The sequence below is a fragment of the Paucibacter aquatile genome (assembly GCF_002885975.1).
GTDB lineage: Bacteria > Pseudomonadota > Gammaproteobacteria > Burkholderiales > Burkholderiaceae_C > Paucibacter_A > Paucibacter_A aquatilis.
Genome location: NZ_POSP01000003.1, coordinates 70,727 through 88,702, shown reverse-complemented (window position 1 = coordinate 88,702; position 17,976 = coordinate 70,727). Strand labels below are relative to the sequence as shown.

The window sequence follows — 17,976 nt, the reverse complement described above, 5'->3', positions numbered from 1 at the left end:
GGGGCACGAGGCTCAGAATTTCACGGCCATGCGTGCATGCACGCGCTGGCGAGGGGTGTCGGTGAAGGCGATCGCCTTGTGGGCGCGGGCCGCGATCAGCTCGATGCTGAAACCGGCCCGGCTGCCGAAGCGGATGCCCCAGCCGCTGCCCAGCAGGGGCTGGCGGCGGTTCTGTCCAGGGTCGGGGTTCAGGGTTTGCAGACGGCCGGCGTCGACAAAGCCCATGAGGCTCAGCTCGGCCACATCGTCCAGCGGCGCACCTGGGTGCTGGCGGCGCAGCCAGTCGGCCAGGTTGGCGCTGCGCAGCTCCAGCGAAGCCAGCAGGCCGTGGTCGCCCACCGCCGCGCCTTCCTGGTAGCCGCGCACCGATTCGGCCCCGCCCAGCGAGAACTGTTCGGCGCTGCTCAGCTGCTGCGAGGCCAGCTGGCCCGAGAGCCGCGCCAGCGCGCTGCCCCAACGCCCCTGCTCGGTGTGACGCAGGTCCACGCGCAGGGCTGCAAAGCCGCCATCGGCGCCCTTGCGCTTGCAGCGGAACTGGTCGTCGACACCAATGCTGCCATCCTCCAGCTCGCAGCCCGCAATGCGCCGTGCCATCAGCGGCCGCAGGCCGAAGCCCAGGCTCGCGTTGAGCTGGGTCTGGCGCTCGGCCGAGAACCAATTGCCGGTGTAGGCCACTTGCAGCGGCAGGTAGCGCAAGGGCTTGGCCAGGCGCAGCTCGCCCAGGCTGATCTGCTCTTGCACATCGCGGTAGTCCGCGCCCAGGGCCAGGTTGTGCAGGCTGCCTTCGGCTCCGGGCAGGTTGATCGCGTAGCGCAGGCCCAAGGTGTCGCCCTTGCCCAGCACCTTGGTGCCGCCCAGGGCGTCGATATTGCTGTTCGAGTGAACCGCGTAGAAGCCCAGGTTGTCGCCGCCCTCGAGCGGGATGCCATAGTTCAGCACGAAGACGCTGGTCTGCGCGCTGTGGTTGGGCGCGGTGGTCAGGGTCAGGCCCAGGTTGTGGCCGCGTTGCCAGAGGTTGTCGTAACGAAGCTGGCCGGTCACGCGCAGCGGGTCGGTGTTGGCCGTGCCGGCATTGCTGGCTTCCAGCGAGCCGCTCAGCGGCAGGCGGTCTTTCACCTGCAGTTCCGCCTCCACCGTGCCGGGCAGGCGGCCTGGCCGCAGCACCGGCTGCACGCGCCGGTCTTCGCTGTTGTTGACCGTGGCCAGCTGGGCCTGCATCTCGTTGAAATTGGGCACCTGGCCCGGTGTCAGCGCGGCCACGCGGCTGCGGATCACGCCCTGGTCAAAGTAGCGCGCGCCGGTCACCGCCAGGCGCTCGACCCGGCCCTCGATCACCTGCAGGCGGATCACCCCGCCATCGACCCGCTGCTCGGGCAGGTCCACGAAGACGGTCAGAAAGCCGGCGCTCTGGTAGGCCTTCTCCAGCGCCGCACGCGCCGCCTCGGCATCGGCCAGGGCCCGCTGCGGGCCCATGAAGGGCAGCAAGGCCTGCTCGATCACCAGCGCACCCAGCACCGTGTTGCCCTCGACCTCGAACTCCAGGATGTCAAAGCGCGGCGCCTGCTCCGCGCTGGCCGCCGGGGCCGGCTCGGGCGTGGCGCGCGGCGCGTCCTGGGCCCAGCCCGGCGCAGCGCTCAGCAAGGCCAGCACGGCCGTGCTCAGCGCCGGCGCGAGACGGCCACGCGCGGGCGGCAGCACGGAGCGCGGCAGGGCGCAAGAAATCCGGCAGGTCGGCAAGGGCAAGAACGACATGAATCCCAGCCCGGCTAGAGGCTGACTCCCTGGATGGATAGACGAATGAATGAACGAACGAAAAGGAGAAGAAGCAGCGAGGAGCAGCGAGGAGCAAAACCTGGACGTCAGCGCGAGCGGCAAGCGAGCAAGCAAGCAAGAAACCAAGCAAACAAGCACTCCTGCGCTGCTGGTGGGCTGCAAACGCCCGAGCTCAGCGCCAGTCACCTGGCCCGCGTGGAGGCAGTGTCCCGAGCCGTGGTGAATCCGCGATGAAGCGCCGTGGTCCGAACGGCAGGGGTACTGGCTCGAAGCGAGGTGGCAGGCGAAGGCGCAGGCTCAGCCCGCGAGCCGCTGGGGCTCGCGGGGACGCCTGCGGCGCAGCTGCGTGCTCGCCGAACAGATCAGGCTTGCGAGGCGCCGCTGCTGCTGCTTGTGTTGCTGAGGCCGTTGCTGAGGACGTTGCTGTTGCTGCTGCGGCGGCGCGCATGGGCCGCCAGGCCCAGCAGGCCCAGAGCCATCAGGCCCCAGCTCTGCGGCTCGGGCACGGCCGTCACGGCCTGCTGTGCAGCCAGGCTGCCGTTGAGGAAGAGCGCCGCTGCATCGGGCGCATTGGCCACATCGTCGCCGGCCAGGGCCAGGATCTGGCGAGCAAAGCCGCTCTGCGCGCTGTAGTCGGTGAAGGAGAGCCGGCTGCGGCCGAAATCGGTGCTCACCAGGCTGCGCGGGTTGGAGCCCGCCAGGGTGTAGCTGAGCACGTACTTGCTGGAATTGGGGTCCTTGATCAAGCCCCAGTAGCCGTCACCGCTGAGGTTGTCGAATTCGTCGTAGACAAGGGGGAGGTACCCTTCGGTCTCGCCCTCCTCGGTGACTACGGGCGTGAGTTTGTAGAACCAAGACGAAGTGCCCAGAGGGTTGCCCATGCACAGTGTGGCAACCATGACGCAATCGCCCGGGGCCAGGTTGTTGCCCCTTGCAAAGAAGCTGGTGCTCTTCCCTGCATAGGTCAACACATTGCCCGCTGCATTGCTGGCCAGGGCACTGCCGTTCTCCTCCGTTCGCAGATTGCTGATGAGGATTTGCGCTTGGCCGGCGGACTCCACGTTGATCAGGTATTTGAAGATGTCATCTTTTGAAATCAGCGTGTCTGTCAAGGTCTCACTCATCGCCTTGAAGTTCTTTTGTTGTGTGGCCAGGTCCCCGCTGTTGTTCAGGGTGACATAGTCGTTTCTTTCCTTACCTTCACTATTGCCGACGTTGCTCGCAGCAACGATCCAGCGGACGCTGGCCAGGTCTGCACTGCCGAGAAAGGTCTTCAGGGCTTCATCCGTGTCGGGGTCCAGATATTTGAACAAAGAGGCCCCCATGTCTTGCTGCGCCGTGATCCAGAACTCCTTTGCATTGATGCCGAGATCCTTGATATAGGTCATCTCCGCTTTTTTCTGATCCAGCAGCAGCAGCACAAGCTCTGCATCTTGCCCGCGGGTTTTGAGAGCAGCTTGCGCCGGTGTGAGAACCGAGGCGCACAAAGCAAGACCCAGCAGAGGGCGCAGGGAAACACGAGATGTAGGAGCGGTCAACATGGAAGCAATCCTCAATGGCGAGATGCCGGGCAGGCGCCCGATGCGCGGCAGTGTGCGCAAGTGATGTGAAAGCCTGATGCCAGCGCGGAGGGCTGGAAATGGCCCGTTCGGATCAGCGGGTGTGGCGTGCCCGTCTGCCAAGACCCTCAGCCGGCTTGCTCCGCGCAACGGCTGCTGCAAGAGACCATGAAAAACGGGGCCGGACATCCGGCCCCGTTGCGTGGGTATGAGCTGCCGCCGGGCTCATCGCCTGGCGGCTGGACCTCATCAGGGAACGATCAGCGGGCGAACTTCAGCACCGAGCAGCTGTCGCCGGCCGTGCGGCCAACGCGCGAGGCGAAGGGCTTGTCGGCGGCCGGCAGGGCCGGGTACTGGGCGGGAGCCCAGGTCGAGGACGGGGCCATCACGCCTTGCTGGGTGTCGGCATCGGCCTTGGCCAGCGAAGCGGGCTTCGGTGCGCCGTTTCGGATGGCGGCGATGAAGGCGATCTTGTCGGCGTTCAGGTTGGGATTGGTGGTGTTGTACTGCAGGGTGGACTCGTAGACGAAGTCGTAGTCACCGAAGATGGCGCCGCGGCCGGTGCTGGCGTCATAACGCAGAGGCTGAGCGCCGTCGAGCTTGACATAGCGGTACTTCTTGTCGCCACCATTGGCCAGGGGGTTGTTCTCGCGGCCCAGCACGCCGATGGCGTAGGCGCCGGCGATGTTTTCCACAGTGGTACCGATGCAGGTCTCGACATTGCCGGTGCCGGCGCCTTCATTGACCACATAGGTGCCGCCGGTGGCGGTGTGCACCGGGGCAGCGGCGCTGGACTGGCGCAGAGCGTTGGCCGACGAGATGCCGCAGGGGTTCTGGGCGAAGTAGGCATTGGAGGCGGCTTGCGTGCCCGAGTTGGGCTGGCGGCGGCAGATGTTCACGGTCTTGGTGTGCACCGAGGCGTCCACGGCCGGGCTGATGACCAGGCCCCAGCCGCGCTGGCTGGTGTTGGTGGCGCTCAGGCTACCGGTCAGGGCGGCGCGCACCCAGGTGGTGGGCAGGCTGGGGCGGTTGGCGTCGCTGTCGTCCTGGTTCAGACCCTGGGTGGCTTGCAGGGCGCGATAGGCGCGCAGGTTCACGGCCACGCCGAAGATGCCTTGCACAAAAGGCTTGACGTCCAGATTGCTCAGGTCCGCCGGAGTCTGCGCGCCGCTGGTCGGGTCGCCGGGGGTGTTGTCGGCCAGATTGATGGTGGCGTTCAGGAGGCCGGGTTCGACGTCGGAGATGCCGGCGTCAGACACGCGGTTGCTGGTGGTGCCGCAGGTGTAGTTGGGCACCTGGATGTCGGTGAAGTTGGGGGTGGCGGTGACCACGCAGGAGGCGTCCACATTCATGTGGGCGATGGGCGTGTTCAGGGCGATGGGGGCCACGCCTTGGCCGGAGCCGCCTTGGTCGCGCTTGACCACCAGCACCGGGGTGCCAGCGGCATAGTTGCCCACGGCCACACCGAGGTTGCAGCTGTAAGCGCGGTGGTTGTTGCCGGCGGCGTTGTTGAAGAACACGTGCATGGTGCTCGTGTTGCAGATTTCCTGGACGTAGGCACCCAGGGACAGGCGCAGGGCCGAGGCGCCCGAGAAGGTGATTTCCTTCAGGGTGCCGGCAGTGCGCGCGTCAGCGATTTGGGCAGGGGTCAGGGCGTGGGCGCTGGACACAGCGGCCAGGCCGGCGGCGATGGCAAGGAGACGGAGCTTCATGATGTGGGGAGCTTTCGTGGCGAGAAGAAAGGGAAGACGAGAAGGAGAAAAAAATGGAATCCGGGAGGGAAGGGATCGACCCGAAGGTCGATCCGATCAGCAATCGATGAGGGAAGGCGGCGCCGGGTGCTACACCCTGCTGTTGAGGCCGGCTGCGTCTTGGCACGCAGCCAGCTCAGGGAAACGCCCCGGTTGGGGCGATCGGTGTGCGCCCGCTGCAATCAGACTTCGCGGCGGCGGCGTGCCATGAAAGCCACAGCCACCAGGCCGGCCAGCATCAGGGCATAGGTTTCGGGTTCCGGCACGGCGGAAACATTGGTCACGGCGATGGTCTGGCCGTCGAAGCTGACCTTGACGTTCTCGAAGGCTTGGGCGCTGACGAAGATCTGTTGGTCTTCCGGGTCGGTCGGGTTGACATGGACCAGGGCGGAATCGACACCGACCTTGTTGCCAATCTTGGTGAAAGCGCTGCCCCAGTTGAAGAAGCGGTCACCGGCATAACCCACGGTACCCACAGCGTTGTAGCTGGAGCCGTTGAGTTGGGTGCGGTGGGTGCCCGTGCCATTCGCACCCAAGACCGGGAGAGTCGTGCCGGAGAAGCTGGCGTCGAAGCTGTCAGCGGTCAGGCTGTTGCTGATGGTGGTGGCGCTGACGCCGGTGCCGACCGTGGTCAGCACATGCTTGGTGGTCAGATCGAAACCGCCGCTGCCTTCGTAGACGTACAGCGACCAGCGGATGCCGTTGACGCTGTTGGAAGCGCCGTTGAACAGGTCAGGGCGGGTGGACACGAACTCGGACCAGCCGGCGGTGCCGACCACGCTTTGGCTCAGCAGGGTGCCCGGGGTGCCGGCGCTGGCCAGGCTCAGCATTTGCTGGAAGGTGACGCCGGTGTCCAGCACATAGGAGCCATTGTTGTCGCCGACAACCAGGAACAGCTCGGACCCAACGGACACGGCCTTGATGCCAGCCAGGGCGGGGGCGCTGGCAACAGCGGCCAGGGCTGCGACGGCAGCGATGAGTTTCAGCTTCATGGGTGAGTACTCCAATACAGAGGGTTTGAAGAAAGGGCAAGTGAAGGCCAGTGGCCCGGATGAAACACGGAGGGATGAGTACAGCCCTCGTCCGAGGCCCGGCGTGGATGCACCGGCCACGGGCAGCGGGCGCGACACCTGGACATCACCGATGGAGTGAGAGCCGCCCTTGCAAGGGCGCTCGGACTCGGCGGTGGCACTGGGTGCCCGGGGCTTCCCGAAGCAAAGACAAAGAACAGGTGTCGTCCTGCGACAGGGCGGACTGTGGCAGCGAGAAGTGACGCTCGTATGCGTGCAAATTCGAGGTTTGCGCGCCGAACGGACTAGGCCTGTGGCGTGGTTGCGACGCTTTGCGGGGCTTCCAGCGCGACTTGGCGCTTCACCGACAGGGGCCGATGACGGCATCGCGGGCTCGCCCGAGGCTGCGCCTTTGTCACGGGCGCTTCATGCGAACGGCCTATGGTGCGCGCCATGAGTACGCCACATCCTTCCGCCTTCATGTTCACGCGCTTGCTGCGCAAGACACCCGCCAGCCTGGGCCTGGCCACCGCCGTGGGTCTGGGCGCTTGGGCCCTGGCCGCTCAGATCCTGCAGCCCAAACCGGCACGGGTCAGCACAACCGCGGCCGGCACCGAGCTGATCGTCAAGCTGGCCGATGCCGGCCGCGACCGCGCCCAGCAAGAAGCGCAGCTGCGCCATCTGCTGGCCGAGCACGGTCTGCCGCTGCGCGCGCAGCAGCCCCTGGGTTCGGGCTGGTGGCGTTTGCAGGCCAAGGCTGCAGCCCCGGCGGCAGCGAGCCAGCGTGAGCAATGGCTGCAGGCCCTGCGCGCCGATGCCCGCATCGGCCACGCCATGCCGGACATGCGCGAACAGCGCGCGGCCGTGCCCAACGACCCCATGTTCCGCAACAGCAGCGATCCCAAGAACAGCCAGTGGTGGCTGGACGAGCAGGCCGCCGACAGCAACCCGGCGGCCGCTGGCTTCACCAAGGCCTGGGATCTGAGCAAGGGCTCGGCTTCAGTGGTGGTGGCGGTGCTGGACTCCGGCATCACCTCGCATGGCGATCTCAACACCAATGTGCTGAAGGGCCACAACTTCGTCAGCAAGCCCGAGTACGCCAACAACGGCGTGGGCCGTAGCGAAGGCGCGGCCGACCCCGGCGACGCCCTGAGCAAGGCCGAGCATGATGCCAACCTGGCCCTGTGGGACGGCTGCCTGGTCAACGAGAGCAGCAGCTGGCACGGCACCCTGGTGGCCGCCCAGCTGGCGGCCGTGACCAACAACGGCGGCGGCGTGGCCGGCATGAACTGGAACGGCCGCGTGCTGCCGGTGCGCGTGTCGGGCAAATGCGGTGCTTCGGTCGGCGATATGGTGGACGGCATGCGCTGGGCCGCCGGCCTGCCCGTGGCCGGTGCAACAGCCAATGCCAACCCGGCGAAGATCGTGGTGATCGGTTTCTCTGGCGTGACCTCCTGCGACATCAACGACGCCAATGCCGATGTGGCCGCGGCCGCGCGCCTCTACCGCGACGCCATCGAGGAGCTGCGCAAGCTCGGCGTCATGGTGGTGGCCGCCGCCGGCAACTACCGCGGCGCGGTGGGTCGCCCGGCCAATTGCGCCGGCGTCTTCGGCGTGGCCGCGGCCAACCGCCAGGGCTTCAAGGCCATCTACTCCAACTTCGGCAAGGAAGTGCAGCTGCTGGCCCCAGGCGGCGACGCGGACAGCGGACGTACCTGTGACGCCGAGCTGGCCGACAGCGGCCTGGTCTCGGCCAGCAACAAGGGCAAGACAGCACCCAGCGAAGCTGGCTACGCGGCCGTCAGCGGCACCAGCTTTGCCGCGCCCCAGGTGGCCGGCGCGGCCGCGCTGATGTGGTCGCTCAACCCGGGCTTGAGCCTCAATCAGATCGAATCCGGCCTCAAGCTGAGCGCGCGGCCCCATGTGACGGCCTACGCCCTGGGCTACTGCAGCAGCAGCAATTCCAGCCGCTGCACCTGCACCACCGAGACCTGTGGCAGCGGCTTGCTGGATGCGGCCGAGGCGGTGAAATACGCCCAGGCGCCGGGCAGCTACACGCCGCCGGTGCGCAGTGCCCAGACCCTGCAAAGCACGGCCTTGAGTCGCTGTGGCCAGGCCCAGGGCAGCACGCCCATCCCCGTGCCTGCTCCGGCACCGGCCCCTGCTCCGGCACCGGCCCCCACGCCGGCTCCAGCACCCAGCCCCACGCCCGCCCCCGCGCCCAGCTCGGGCGGCGGCGGCGGCGCGGCCTCGCCCTGGTGGCTGGCAGGCCTGGCCCTGGCGGCGGTGGCGCTGCGTGCACCGCGCCGGCGTGAAGGCAACAAGCCCGCGGCGGAGCACTGAGACGCGCCGCCATGCAGCAGCTACCCTCGCTCTCGCCGCCGCGCCCGCTGAACCCGGCCCCGCCGGTGCTGCCGCCTGAATGGCTGCAATGGGTGGCCGATTGCTTGATGTGGGAGGGCGAGCCGGCCTCGATGCGTGCGGTGATGCAGTCGGCCGGCCTGAACCCCGCCGCCTGCGAGGCCGCCATCGCCAGTGTGCTGGCCAGCCCGGCTTTCATCGCCGCGCAAAAGCACAAGCAGATGCAGCGCAAGCTGGAATCCCTGATGGCCAGCCACCAGAAGCTGCTGGACAGCGCGCCGGCTTACCGCGAGATCGAGCGGCGCCGCGGTGTGAGCCGCGAAGAGTTGCTGGAGCGCTATGTGCTGGGCTGCCGCCCGGTGGTGCTGGAGGATGTTGCCGCAGACTGGCCGGCGCTGCAGCGCTGGTCGCCGGCCGACTTTGCCACGCGCTTCGGGCATCTCGAGGTGGATGTGCAGGTGGGCCGATCGCGCGACCCTTTGTTCGAGCAGAACAAGGGGGCGCTGCGCCAGCGCATGCGGGTGAGCGAGTTTGTGGATCTGGTGCAGAGCGCCGGTGACAGCAACGACCACTACCTGACGGCCAACGACGAGATGCTGCGCCGGCCCGAGTTCCTGCCCTTGCTGGCCGATATCGGCAGCATGCCACCCTTGTGCGACCCCAGCCTGCTGCCGGGTGCCGCGTCTTTCTGGTTCGGGCCCGGCGGCACGCACACGCCGCTGCATCACGACACCTTGATGCTCTTCCACACCCAGGTCGTGGGCCGCAAGCGCTGGCGCTTCATCTCGCCCTGGCAGACGCCGCTGCTCTACAACCGCATGGGCGTCTACAGCCCCATCGATCTGGACCGGCCCGACTTCGAGCGCTACCCCTTGTTCCGCCAGGCCACGGTGCTGGAGACCGTGCTGACGCCTGGCGACACGCTCTTCCTGCCCCTGGGCTGGTGGCACCAGGTCAGCGCGCTGGAGCTGAGCATGTCCTTCTCCTTCACCAATCTGGACATCCCCAACCAGTTCAGCTACGCCAACCCCAGCATCGGCAACTGGTGAGTGGATCTCGCCTTCAGCGCCGCTGCTCGCTCCAATGCTGAGTGGCGGCCAGGAACACCGGGTCGCGCTGCAACACGGCCAGCGCCGAACGTGCGCTCACCGGGGCCAGGCCTTGCTCGAGCAGGGACTCCAGCACCGCCTCGGCTGACGCGCCGCGCAGCAGCTGCCCCGCCATGGCCTGCAGCTGCGGGTCGCTCAACACGGGCTGCCGGCGCTGATGAACCAGGCCGGGATCCACATCAAACAGATCGCGCAGCAGCACGGCATCGAGCTGGCCTTGAGCCTGCAAGAGCAGCGAGGGCGCATGGTTGGCCTGGGCATGACGGTGGATGCGGCAGCCGGGCAGGCTGGCGAATCGCTCGGCATGAAAAAGATCGAGGTTCGCCGGGCCCTGTTCGGGGAAGTCCGGCTGCTCGCCGTAATGCAGGCGCAGGTCCAGAGGCCGGGCCGAGGCGGCGGCCAGAGTGACCAGATCGCTGCGCTCGGGGCGGATGCCCTCGGCCTGCAAGCGCTCCATCACCGACAGCCAGCGCGGGTCGGCCTGCGCGCGCGCCACCGCGGGGTCCATGGTGGACAGAGCGCCAAAGGCGACGATGCGATCGGCGCCCAGGGCCAGGCCGTAGAGAATGGCACCGTAACCGCCCATCGATTGGCCCAGGGTCAGCACCCGCGTCGGCGCCAGCGCGCGCACCTGGCTGGCGAGTGCGTCCAGCGTGCGCAGCAGATTGGAGCCCAGGCCGGGCAGGCCGTGCAGATACCACGACAGGCTGCGGTCGCGCAGATGGATGCGATGAAAGCTCTGACCGAGCAGGAACTCGAGTTTGCGCAGCCGCCCCACGAAATCAAACGCCACCGGCGCATTCCACTGCGCAAAGCCGAAGGTGATGATCAGAGGCGCGGGGCCTTCGGCGGCTTCGATCAGGACATCGGGTTCCGAAACAGTCATCGCGGCGGCGGCCAGGCCGGCTGAAATTGGGAGATGCCCGCATTCTGGCCAAGCTTGATGACAGCCCGGTCGGCGAGGCCGATTGTGCGCAGGCGGCAAGGGCTGCGCGGCAATTTTCTGCGGGCTTAATCACGAAATTTCAGGCGCCTGGCGACCGTATAGTCTCGGCACGAGGCGTGTCGAGCGGGGTCGCCTGCTCGCCAGGAACGCCCCAGGTATTCGAGGACCTATGCCAGCATCGACCGGGTTTCTGATGGGGATGAACAGCGCGGCTGGCGCCCATCTGCGCTTTCGCGCCATGACGGCGTCCGAGGCGCTGTCCACGCCGTTTGAGTTCCAGGTTTCCGCCATCTCCTCGGAGGCCACCCTGTCGGCCGACGATCTGCTGGGCACGGCGGCGGCGGTCTCGCTGCGCCTGGATGCGTCCAACACCCGCTGGTTCCATGGCCTGGTCAGCGCCTTTTCCTTCCAGGGCATGGAAGGGCGTAACTTCGTCTACCAGCTGACGCTGCGCCCGGGCCTGTGGCTGCTGACGCGGTCCAGCGACCTGCGCATCTTCCAGGACTTGAGCGTGCCCGAGATCCTGGAGCAGGTGTTCGCCGACTACAGCGGCAGCGTGGTGCAGGAGCTGAGCGGCAGCTATGCCAAGCGGGCGTTCTGCGTGCAGTACCGCGAAAGCGACTTCAATTTCGTCTCGCGCCTGATGGAAGAAGAGGGCATCTTCTACTTCTTCCGCCACAGCGAATCGCGCCACGAGCTGGTGATTGCCGACAGCAGCAGCGCCCACGTGGCCATGGCGGGCTTTGAGACCATTCCCTTCCTGGCCGAGGGCAATGCCCTGACCCAGCAGAGCGCCATCCACAGCTGGCAGATGCGCAGCGAGGTGCAGACCGGCAAGGTCGTGCTGCGCGACTACAACTATCTGACGCCCGACACCGACCTGAGCAGCTCGCCGGCCACGGCCAGCCGCAGCCATGCCGAGGCCGGCCACGAGGTCTACGACTACCCCGGTGGCTACGAAGCCAAGGCCGCTGGCGATGCGCGCGCGCTGGTCCAGCTCGATGAAGCACAGGCGCAGTTCGGCCGCTTTCATGGCAAGGGCGACTCGCCGGGCCTGTGCGCCGGGGGGCGGTTCAAGCTGAGCAAGCATCCGCGCAGCGACCAGAACGCCGAGTACCTGGTGCTGTCCACCCGCATCGAGATGAAGCGCGGCGGCTATGAGTCCGGCGTGGGGGCGGGCAGCTTGGGCTCGGCCTTTGGCCTGCAGTGCGAGTTTGAGTTGCAGCGCTTTGACCAGGCCTTCCGGCCGCGCCGCCTGAGCCGCAAGCCCAGCGTCGCCGGGCCGCAGACCGCGGTGGTGGTCGGCGATGCCGACCCGGGCGACATCGTCACCGATGAACATGGTCGCGTGAAGATCCAGTTCCACTGGGACCGCATCGGCACCAAGACTGCCGCCAGCAGCTGCTGGGTGCGTGTGGCCAGCCCCTCGGCCGGCAATGGCTTTGGCATGGTTTCCCTGCCGCGCCTGGGCCAGGAAGTGGTGGTCGATTTTCTGGAAGGCGATCCGGACCGCCCGCTGATCACCGGCCGGGTCTACAACGCCCAGCAGAAGCCGCCCTACGAGTTGCCGGCCCATGCCACGGTCAGCACCCTGAAGAGTCGCAGCAAGCTGGGCGGTGCGGCCGAGTTCAACGAGCTGCGCTTCGAAGACAAGAAGGGCGAGGAGTATGTGCTGCTCCATGCCCAAAAAGACCGCCTGGACTTTGTCGAGGAAACCTACAAGAGCGAGATTGGCAAGGACGAGCACCGCAGCCTGAAGGGCAACCGCCACGACAAGGTCGAGGGCGAAATGCATCTGAGCGTGCTCAAAGACCTGAAGCAGGCGGTCGACGGCAAGCTTGACCTGACCGTGGGCAAGGACCTGGTGTTCAAGAGCGGGGGGGTGTTCAGCCTCAAGACCGACAAGGACATCACGGCCAAATCGGGCGCGGCCATCTCGATGGAATCGAGCGCTGACCTGCACCTCAAGATCGGCGCCAATATCGGCGCCGAGGCCAGCCAGAACCTGCATCTCAAGGCGGGCATGAATGTGGTCATTGAGGCGGGCACGCAGATCACCATCAAGGCGGGCAGCTCGTCCATCGTGTTGGGGCCGGACGGCGTGTCCATCACTGGCACGATGGTGAAGCTCAACTCGGGCGGCTCGCCGGGCAGCGGCAGCGGCGCCAGCCCGGTGTCACCGCTGGATCCGGAGGCGCCGCAAGCACCCGAGGCGCCGGAAGATCCCTTGACCCACCGCTGAGGCCTCCATGCAGGCACAGCTTTCCTCAGAAGCCCAGGGCACGGTGGCGTGGCACGATTTTGTGCCCCGCCTGGCCGCGCATCTGGCCGCGCAGTGGCCGGCCATGGAAGCCTTGCTGGCCGAGCGTTACCACACCTTTGTCCAGCTGGCGGTGGAACAGGCCCGCAAGCTGGGCTTGCGCCAGCCCGCCAGCGTGGGGCGTTACGTCAACCTCTGCTTTGTCTGGGGGCCCAGCTTCCAGGAGCGCCCCGAGTACGCCTGGGCCGCGCAGCATCTGAGCGATGCCAGCGAGCGGCCGGCGTTGGCGGAATGGGCCAGCCTGCATCAGCTGCTGCAGCGCTCGCTCACCGAGTTGCGGGGCATGGCCGGCGCCAAGGTCGATGCCGCCAGCCTGCGTGCGGCCGACGCACGCTTGCTGGATGCCATCGAGGCCTGGGCGGCTGAGCCGCGCGCCGGCCTGGCCCGGGTCGCCGCCGCGCCGCCCCTGCCGCGCGTCGCCTGTGATCTGGAGGCCGTGGAGCTGCGTGTCCTGCCTGCCGGAGTCGCCGAGGGCGGCGAGCGCCCGGCGCCTGTGGCCCAGGATTACCACTGGCAGGCCGGCGGCTGGCAGCGACTGCCGCGGCTGGAGCTGGCGCCCCTGCGCATCGACAGCCAGCACCCGCTGCCGGCCCTGATCAGCGTTCTGGCCCCGGTGGCGGGTCAGGGCGAGCCCTGCCGGCTGCAGCTGCGCGCCCGCAGCCATGCCAGCTGCAACGGCGATCACCATCCGGCCCTGATCGTCACCGGCCCGCAAGACCGCCAACGCTGGCAAGGCCACGAAACCCGGGCCCTGAATTGGCCCATGGTCGCCCGCGCGCCCAGCAGCCAGGCCAGCGGGCCGGGCTGTCTGGTGGCGGAAGAGAGCTCGCCCGAGTATTACAAGCTGGAGCTGCAGGTCTGCGGCCTGCGTGACCAGGGCGAGGCCCTGGGTTCACTGCATGGCCTGATCCAGGCCTGGCCAGCGGCGCAGTGGTGGGTCGAGATTCAGCGTCCGCGCCTGGCCATGGACCAGCGCGAGCTCATCACGCACAGCCACCAGGCCCAGCGGCAGTCGCTCAGCCGTTGCCGTGTCGAGCGGGACGGCGAAGCGCAGGACGCCCAGGCTCTGCAGGCACAGCTGGACCAAGGCCTGGACGCCGCCTGCGCCCAAGCCCTGTGCCGCCTGGCCGAAGCCTGGGCCCAGGTGCCCGCGCTGCAGCAGCCCAAGCTGGAGGGCAGCCTGGGCTTGCTGCGCGGCTCGGCCGCGTTCAGCTGGGGCTGGCGCCTGGGCGCCGAGGGCCTGGCGGCATCGGCCTGGATGGGCCTGCAGGCCCAGCTGCAGCTTGAGGCCTGTCTGGCCGATCTGGAGTTCAGTGCCGAGCTGCAGCTGGGAGACGCCCGCAGCCGGCTGAGCCTGCGCTGCGCCGGCCGCGCCGAGTTGCGGGCGCAACTCAATCGCAGCCATGCCGGCGAGCCTCTGCCGGCGCTGATGGCGCAAACCGTCAGCCGCTGGCGCCTGCCGCTCAGCCTGAGCCTGGACCCACTGGCCTCGGAGACCGGCGCGCTCTTGCAGCCGGTGTCGGCGCCTCAGGCCGCCCTGCTTGGCGAGCTGGGCTTGCGGCCCAACAGCAAGGTGGGCAGCGGCTGGGAGTGGTATGCCAAGCTGCAGCTGGAGGCGGTGTCGCTGGAGCTGCTGACCCAGGACCCGCTGATGGGGCCCTGCCAGCAAACCTTGCAGCTGCTGCCCGCCTTGCCACTGCTGGACTGGAGCATGGCCTGATGGAACGCCTGCTCGTCCTCCGACTGGAAGCGCTGGGCTGCAGCGCCGAAGCCTGGTTCAACGGGGTGCCGCTGGGCCGTGTGGACGGCCAGCAAAGCACGGTGCTGAATCTGCCGGTGCATGAGTACGCGCTGGCCGGTGCCAATCAGCTGGAGCTGGTCATCAACCCTGCGCCGGTCCTGGCGGAGGGCAGCGAGGCCGAGGCGGAGCCGGCCTTGTCCGATGGCCACCTGGGCGCACGCCTGTGTCTGCTGCTGCCGCGCATGGGTGCGCTGGCCCACCCCAGCCATGCACGCACCCTGGCGGCCCTGGACTGGGCACCGGCGGAAGCCGAGGTCTACCGCTCGCCCACACGCTTGCAACAGCGCTTAGAGCTGCCGATCAGCTTCCCGCGCTGGCGGTGGCTGGATGCGCCGGTTCAGAGCCTCAATCCGAGTGTGAGAGCCGGTCTGGTCGACCATGTCATGGGCTTGGCCCTGGGCCTGGCCAAGGGTGATGCCGAGCCGCTGATTCGCGCGTCGCGACTGCGTCTGGAGGAACTGGCCCAGGCCTACCAGCGCGAGCTGGGCAGCGAAGTGGCACGGCTGCGCGCCCAGGTCCAGAGTCAACATGCCGCTCAGGCGTTGAAGCCCGTGCTGCCCAGCCTCGGCAATCTCAAGCTCAGAGCGGTGGCCGGGGGGCGGCTGCTGGAATGCCTGGGGGCCGATGGCCTACCGTTTCTTCGCAGCCCCGGCCGCACGGCCTCGGGCGCTGCTTGCATGCTGCATTGGCCGCTTCGCGTCTCGGCCATCGAGGGAGAGTTTTATGTCTTGCGCTGATCACCACACACAGACGCCTGGCCGCTTGCTGACGCCCACCGGCCGCGAGATGGAGGTCCGGGCATGATCCGCCTGACCGTGCTCAGTTTCAACGGCGAGCCCATGCAGGGCTTGAGCGCCAGCTTTGACGAGCTGGGCGGCAGCATCGGCCGGGCCGAGGGCAACCAGTTGGTGTTGCCCGACCCGGAGCGCAGCATTTCGCGCCAGCATGCCCGCATCAGTTTCCGCGCCGGGCGTTATGTGGTGGCCGACAACGGCAGCAATCCGGTGCTCTACAACGGCCAGACCTTGGCGCCGCAAGCGGAGCAGCTGCTCCAGGCGGGCGATCAACTGCAGATCGGTGGCTACCTCTTGAGCGTGAGCGAGGAGCACAAGGCCGCGGCCAGCGCGGACCCCTTTGCCGATCTGTTCGGCGACATCAGCGGCGGCCTGGCGGCGCCGGGCGTGACCGCCCCAGCCGCTGCCGCTTCGCCGCCCATCTCGCCCTTGCCGGCATCGCGGCCCCCGGTGGCGGCGCCGGCCGCCCACGGCGGCGCAGGCGCAGCCATGATCCCCGAGGACTGGGACCCGTTTGCCGACCTGAGCCCGTCCAAGGCCGGCGCGGCCTCAACGAGCGCGGCCCCCTCATTCCCCGCAGCGGCTGCCGGATCGGCCGGCCTGGCTGGTTTGCTGGGCGGTGGCAGCGAGAGCTCGCTGGACGCCTTGTTCGGCCTGGGCGGGGTGGGCGCAGCCGGGGCCAGTGCGGGTACGGGTGCCGGCGCTGCCGATCCCTTTGCCCATTTGCTGGCGCCCGCGCCGTCGAGCATCGACCCGCTGCTCCAGCCCGGTGGCGCAGCGCCCGCCCGGTCCGGGCCCAGCCTGGCCGACCATGGCTCCGAACTCAATGCCGCCATGCCGCGTGTGCGCGCCGAGGCGGCCAAGCCGGTTCCTACTCCCGCTGCCAGCCCTGCAGCCAGCCCCGCGGCGCCGGCCCTGCCGCCCGGCGCGGTGTTCTCCTGGGACGAGATCAAGGACCCGATGCCCACCACGGTGCCCGGTTTTCTGGCGCGCGGGCCGGGCGATCGCCAGGAGCGGGTGCAGGGCGCGCCGGTGCCAGATCCCTTGGCCACGCCGTGGCCGTCCACCCTCGATCGTTCGCCTGCGGCGCCAGCACTGGCTGCCGCTCCAGCTGGAGTGCCGCGTGCGGGCCCCAATCCTGCGTCCACGGCCACGGCAAGCCCCACTGCTGCAGCCGGGGAGGGCGCCTTGCTGGCCGCCTTGCTGGAAGGTCTGGCCACGCCGGGCCTGCGCCTTGAGGCCCTGACGCCAGACCTGATGCGCCTGATCGGCAGCCTCTTGCGCGAATCGACCCGTGGCGCCGTGGAACTGCTGGTTGCGCGTGCAGCGCTCAAGCGCGAGATGCGGGCCGAGATGACCATGATCGTGGCCAAGGAGAACAACCCGCTCAAGTTTTCGCCCTCGGCCGAGGTGGCCATGCAGTACCTGCTGTCGCCGGCGCTGCCGGGCTTCATGCCGGCCCAGCCGGCCATGCGCGATGCCTTCAACGATCTGCGCGCCCACCAGCTGGCGGTGATGGCCGGCATGCGCTCGGCCCTGGACAGCGTGCTGCTGCGCTTCGACCCGGTGCGGCTGGAGGCGGACCTGACCCAACGCTCGGCCCTGAGCGCGCTGCTGCCCTCGCTGCGCAAGGCGCGGCTCTGGGACACCTTCGAGGAGCTGTTCAGCCAGCTCTCGAGTGAGGCGCAGGACGATTTCGAGGACCTGTTTGGCCAGGCCTTTCTCGATGCCTACGAAGAACAGCTGGACCGCCTGGCCGCGGAGCGTGAGCGCCCATGATGCCGCTGCATGTCGAAATTGCCCTCTTGTCGGACCGAGGCGGGCGCAACTACAACGAGGACGCCTGCGGGCACTGGCAGTCCGAGCGCCAGCTCTGCTGCGTGCTGGCCGATGGCGCGGGCGGGCATGGCGGCGGCGATGTGGCCTCCAAGCTGGTGGTGCAGGGCGTGGTCAGCCATTTCGCGCGCCAACCGTCTCAGAACGGCGCCGCCCTTGGCGAGCTGCTGCGCTCGACCAACCAGCAGCTGCGCGCCGAGCGCGAGCCCGGCACCGAACGCGAGGACATGCACAGCACGGCGGTGAGCCTGGTGCTGGACCTGGCCAGTGGCCAGGTGCACTGGGCCCATGTCGGTGATTCACGCCTGTACTGGTTCCGCGCCGCGCGCCTGCTGCAGCGCACCCAGGATCACAGCCTGGTGCAGACCTTGGTGGATGCCGGTCTGCTCGACGAGGCGCAGATGAACAGCCACCCCAAGCGCAGCGAGCTGCGCTCGGCCATGGGCCTGCCCGATGAGGACCTCGAGGTCAGCTGTGGCGATGGCATGCAAGCGGCTCAGCCCGGCGATGTGTTCCTGCTGTGCACCGATGGGCTGTGGGAGTATCTGGACGCCGAGGTCCTCGAACGCAGCCTGGCCGCAGCGCCCTCGCAGCAGGCCTGGCTGGACACCCTGGCCGCCGAGGTGCGCCGGCGCACCGCGCACAAGAACAGCCATGACAACTTCACCGCACTGACCGTCTGGGTCGGCGCGGCCTGAACCTGCGACCAAGGAGCA

12 protein-coding genes are annotated in these 17,976 nt (G+C 68.2%); 7 read left to right on the top strand and 5 right to left on the bottom strand.

Annotated elements, in window-relative coordinates; genetic code table 11:
- Positions 1–12: 12 nt before the first annotated feature.
- The 4 genes from C1O66_RS03815 to C1O66_RS03800 form a co-directional block, all read right to left on the bottom strand.
- The gene (locus tag C1O66_RS03815; RefSeq protein ID WP_102766678.1) at positions 13–1,752 is read right to left on the bottom strand and encodes a ShlB/FhaC/HecB family hemolysin secretion/activation protein; all 1,740 of its coding nucleotides are present in this window, start codon (positions 1,750–1,752) and stop codon (positions 13–15) included.
- A gap of 383 nt (positions 1,753–2,135) precedes the next feature.
- Positions 2,136–3,161 (bottom strand): PEP-CTERM sorting domain-containing protein, encoded by a 1,026-nt coding sequence (locus C1O66_RS03810; RefSeq protein WP_165794461.1) that lies wholly within the window; start codon positions 3,159–3,161, stop codon positions 2,136–2,138.
- A 431-nt stretch (positions 3,162–3,592) separates the two neighbouring features.
- Positions 3,593–5,044 (bottom strand): hypothetical protein, encoded by a 1,452-nt coding sequence (locus tag C1O66_RS03805; RefSeq protein WP_102766676.1) that lies wholly within the window; start codon positions 5,042–5,044, stop codon positions 3,593–3,595.
- A 221-nt stretch (positions 5,045–5,265) separates the two neighbouring features.
- The gene (locus tag C1O66_RS03800) at positions 5,266–6,075 is read right to left on the bottom strand and encodes a PEP-CTERM sorting domain-containing protein (RefSeq protein WP_207795897.1); all 810 of its coding nucleotides are present in this window, start codon (positions 6,073–6,075) and stop codon (positions 5,266–5,268) included.
- 471 nt (positions 6,076–6,546) lie between these two features.
- Between C1O66_RS03800 and C1O66_RS03795 the strand changes: the two genes are divergently transcribed.
- Positions 6,547–8,436 carry a S8 family serine peptidase gene (locus C1O66_RS03795; RefSeq protein WP_165794460.1) on the top strand — a complete coding sequence of 630 codons (1,890 nt, stop codon included), beginning with the start codon at positions 6,547–6,549 and terminating at the stop codon, positions 8,434–8,436.
- 11 nt (positions 8,437–8,447) lie between these two features.
- Entirely contained in the window at positions 8,448–9,503 is a 1,056-nt protein-coding gene (locus C1O66_RS03790) for a cupin-like domain-containing protein (RefSeq protein WP_102766674.1), read from the top strand.
- A gap of 13 nt (positions 9,504–9,516) precedes the next feature.
- Here the strand turns inward: C1O66_RS03790 and C1O66_RS03785 are convergent, their stop codons facing one another.
- Positions 9,517–10,449: a hypothetical protein gene (locus C1O66_RS03785; protein ID WP_102766673.1), complete on the bottom strand. Its 933-nt coding sequence runs from the start codon at positions 10,447–10,449 to the stop codon at positions 9,517–9,519.
- Positions 10,450–10,702: 253 nt separating this feature from the next.
- Between C1O66_RS03785 and C1O66_RS03780 the strand changes: the two genes are divergently transcribed.
- The 5 genes from C1O66_RS03780 to C1O66_RS03760 all read left to right on the top strand — a co-directional run bounded on the left by C1O66_RS03780 (position 10,703) and on the right by C1O66_RS03760 (position 17,958).
- Positions 10,703–12,751 (top strand): type VI secretion system Vgr family protein, encoded by a 2,049-nt coding sequence (locus C1O66_RS03780; RefSeq protein WP_165794459.1) that lies wholly within the window; start codon positions 10,703–10,705, stop codon positions 12,749–12,751.
- Positions 12,752–12,758: 7 nt separating this feature from the next.
- Complete coding sequence (locus C1O66_RS03775) at positions 12,759–14,549, top strand: hypothetical protein (RefSeq protein ID WP_102766671.1); 1,791 nt, start codon at positions 12,759–12,761, stop codon at positions 14,547–14,549.
- Entirely contained in the window at positions 14,549–15,367 is an 819-nt protein-coding gene (locus C1O66_RS03770) for a BTB/POZ domain-containing protein (protein WP_102766670.1), read from the top strand. Before C1O66_RS03775 ends, C1O66_RS03770 begins: the two co-directional genes overlap by 1 nt.
- A gap of 63 nt (positions 15,368–15,430) precedes the next feature.
- The gene (tagH, locus tag C1O66_RS03765) at positions 15,431–17,203 is read left to right on the top strand and encodes a type VI secretion system-associated FHA domain protein TagH (RefSeq protein ID WP_102766669.1); all 1,773 of its coding nucleotides are present in this window, start codon (positions 15,431–15,433) and stop codon (positions 17,201–17,203) included.
- On the top strand, positions 17,200–17,958 hold the full coding sequence (locus C1O66_RS03760; RefSeq protein ID WP_102766668.1) for a PP2C family protein-serine/threonine phosphatase: 759 nt from the start codon (positions 17,200–17,202) through the stop codon (positions 17,956–17,958). The genes tagH and C1O66_RS03760 overlap by 4 nt, the downstream gene beginning before the upstream one ends.
- Positions 17,959–17,976 lie beyond the last annotated feature (18 nt).

Coding starts and splice junctions, on each gene's coding strand:
- C1O66_RS03790 (WP_102766674.1), top strand. CDS start 8,448: ATGCAGCAGCTACCCTCGCTCTCGCCGCCGCGCCCGCTGAACCCGGCC.
- C1O66_RS03785 (WP_102766673.1), bottom strand. CDS start 10,449: ATGACTGTTTCGGAACCCGATGTCCTGATCGAAGCCGCCGAAGGCCCC.
- tagH (WP_102766669.1), top strand. CDS start 15,431: ATGATCCGCCTGACCGTGCTCAGTTTCAACGGCGAGCCCATGCAGGGC.
- C1O66_RS03800 (WP_207795897.1), bottom strand. CDS start 6,075: ATGAAGCTGAAACTCATCGCTGCCGTCGCAGCCCTGGCCGCTGTTGCC.
- C1O66_RS03805 (WP_102766676.1), bottom strand. CDS start 5,044: ATGAAGCTCCGTCTCCTTGCCATCGCCGCCGGCCTGGCCGCTGTGTCC.
- C1O66_RS03810 (WP_165794461.1), bottom strand. CDS start 3,161: ATGACCTATATCAAGGATCTCGGCATCAATGCAAAGGAGTTCTGGATC.
- C1O66_RS03760 (WP_102766668.1), top strand. CDS start 17,200: ATGATGCCGCTGCATGTCGAAATTGCCCTCTTGTCGGACCGAGGCGGG.
- C1O66_RS03815 (WP_102766678.1), bottom strand. CDS start 1,752: ATGTCGTTCTTGCCCTTGCCGACCTGCCGGATTTCTTGCGCCCTGCCG.
- C1O66_RS03795 (WP_165794460.1), top strand. CDS start 6,547: ATGAGTACGCCACATCCTTCCGCCTTCATGTTCACGCGCTTGCTGCGC.
- C1O66_RS03775 (WP_102766671.1), top strand. CDS start 12,759: ATGCAGGCACAGCTTTCCTCAGAAGCCCAGGGCACGGTGGCGTGGCAC.
- C1O66_RS03770 (WP_102766670.1), top strand. CDS start 14,549: ATGGAACGCCTGCTCGTCCTCCGACTGGAAGCGCTGGGCTGCAGCGCC.
- C1O66_RS03780 (WP_165794459.1), top strand. CDS start 10,703: ATGGGGATGAACAGCGCGGCTGGCGCCCATCTGCGCTTTCGCGCCATG.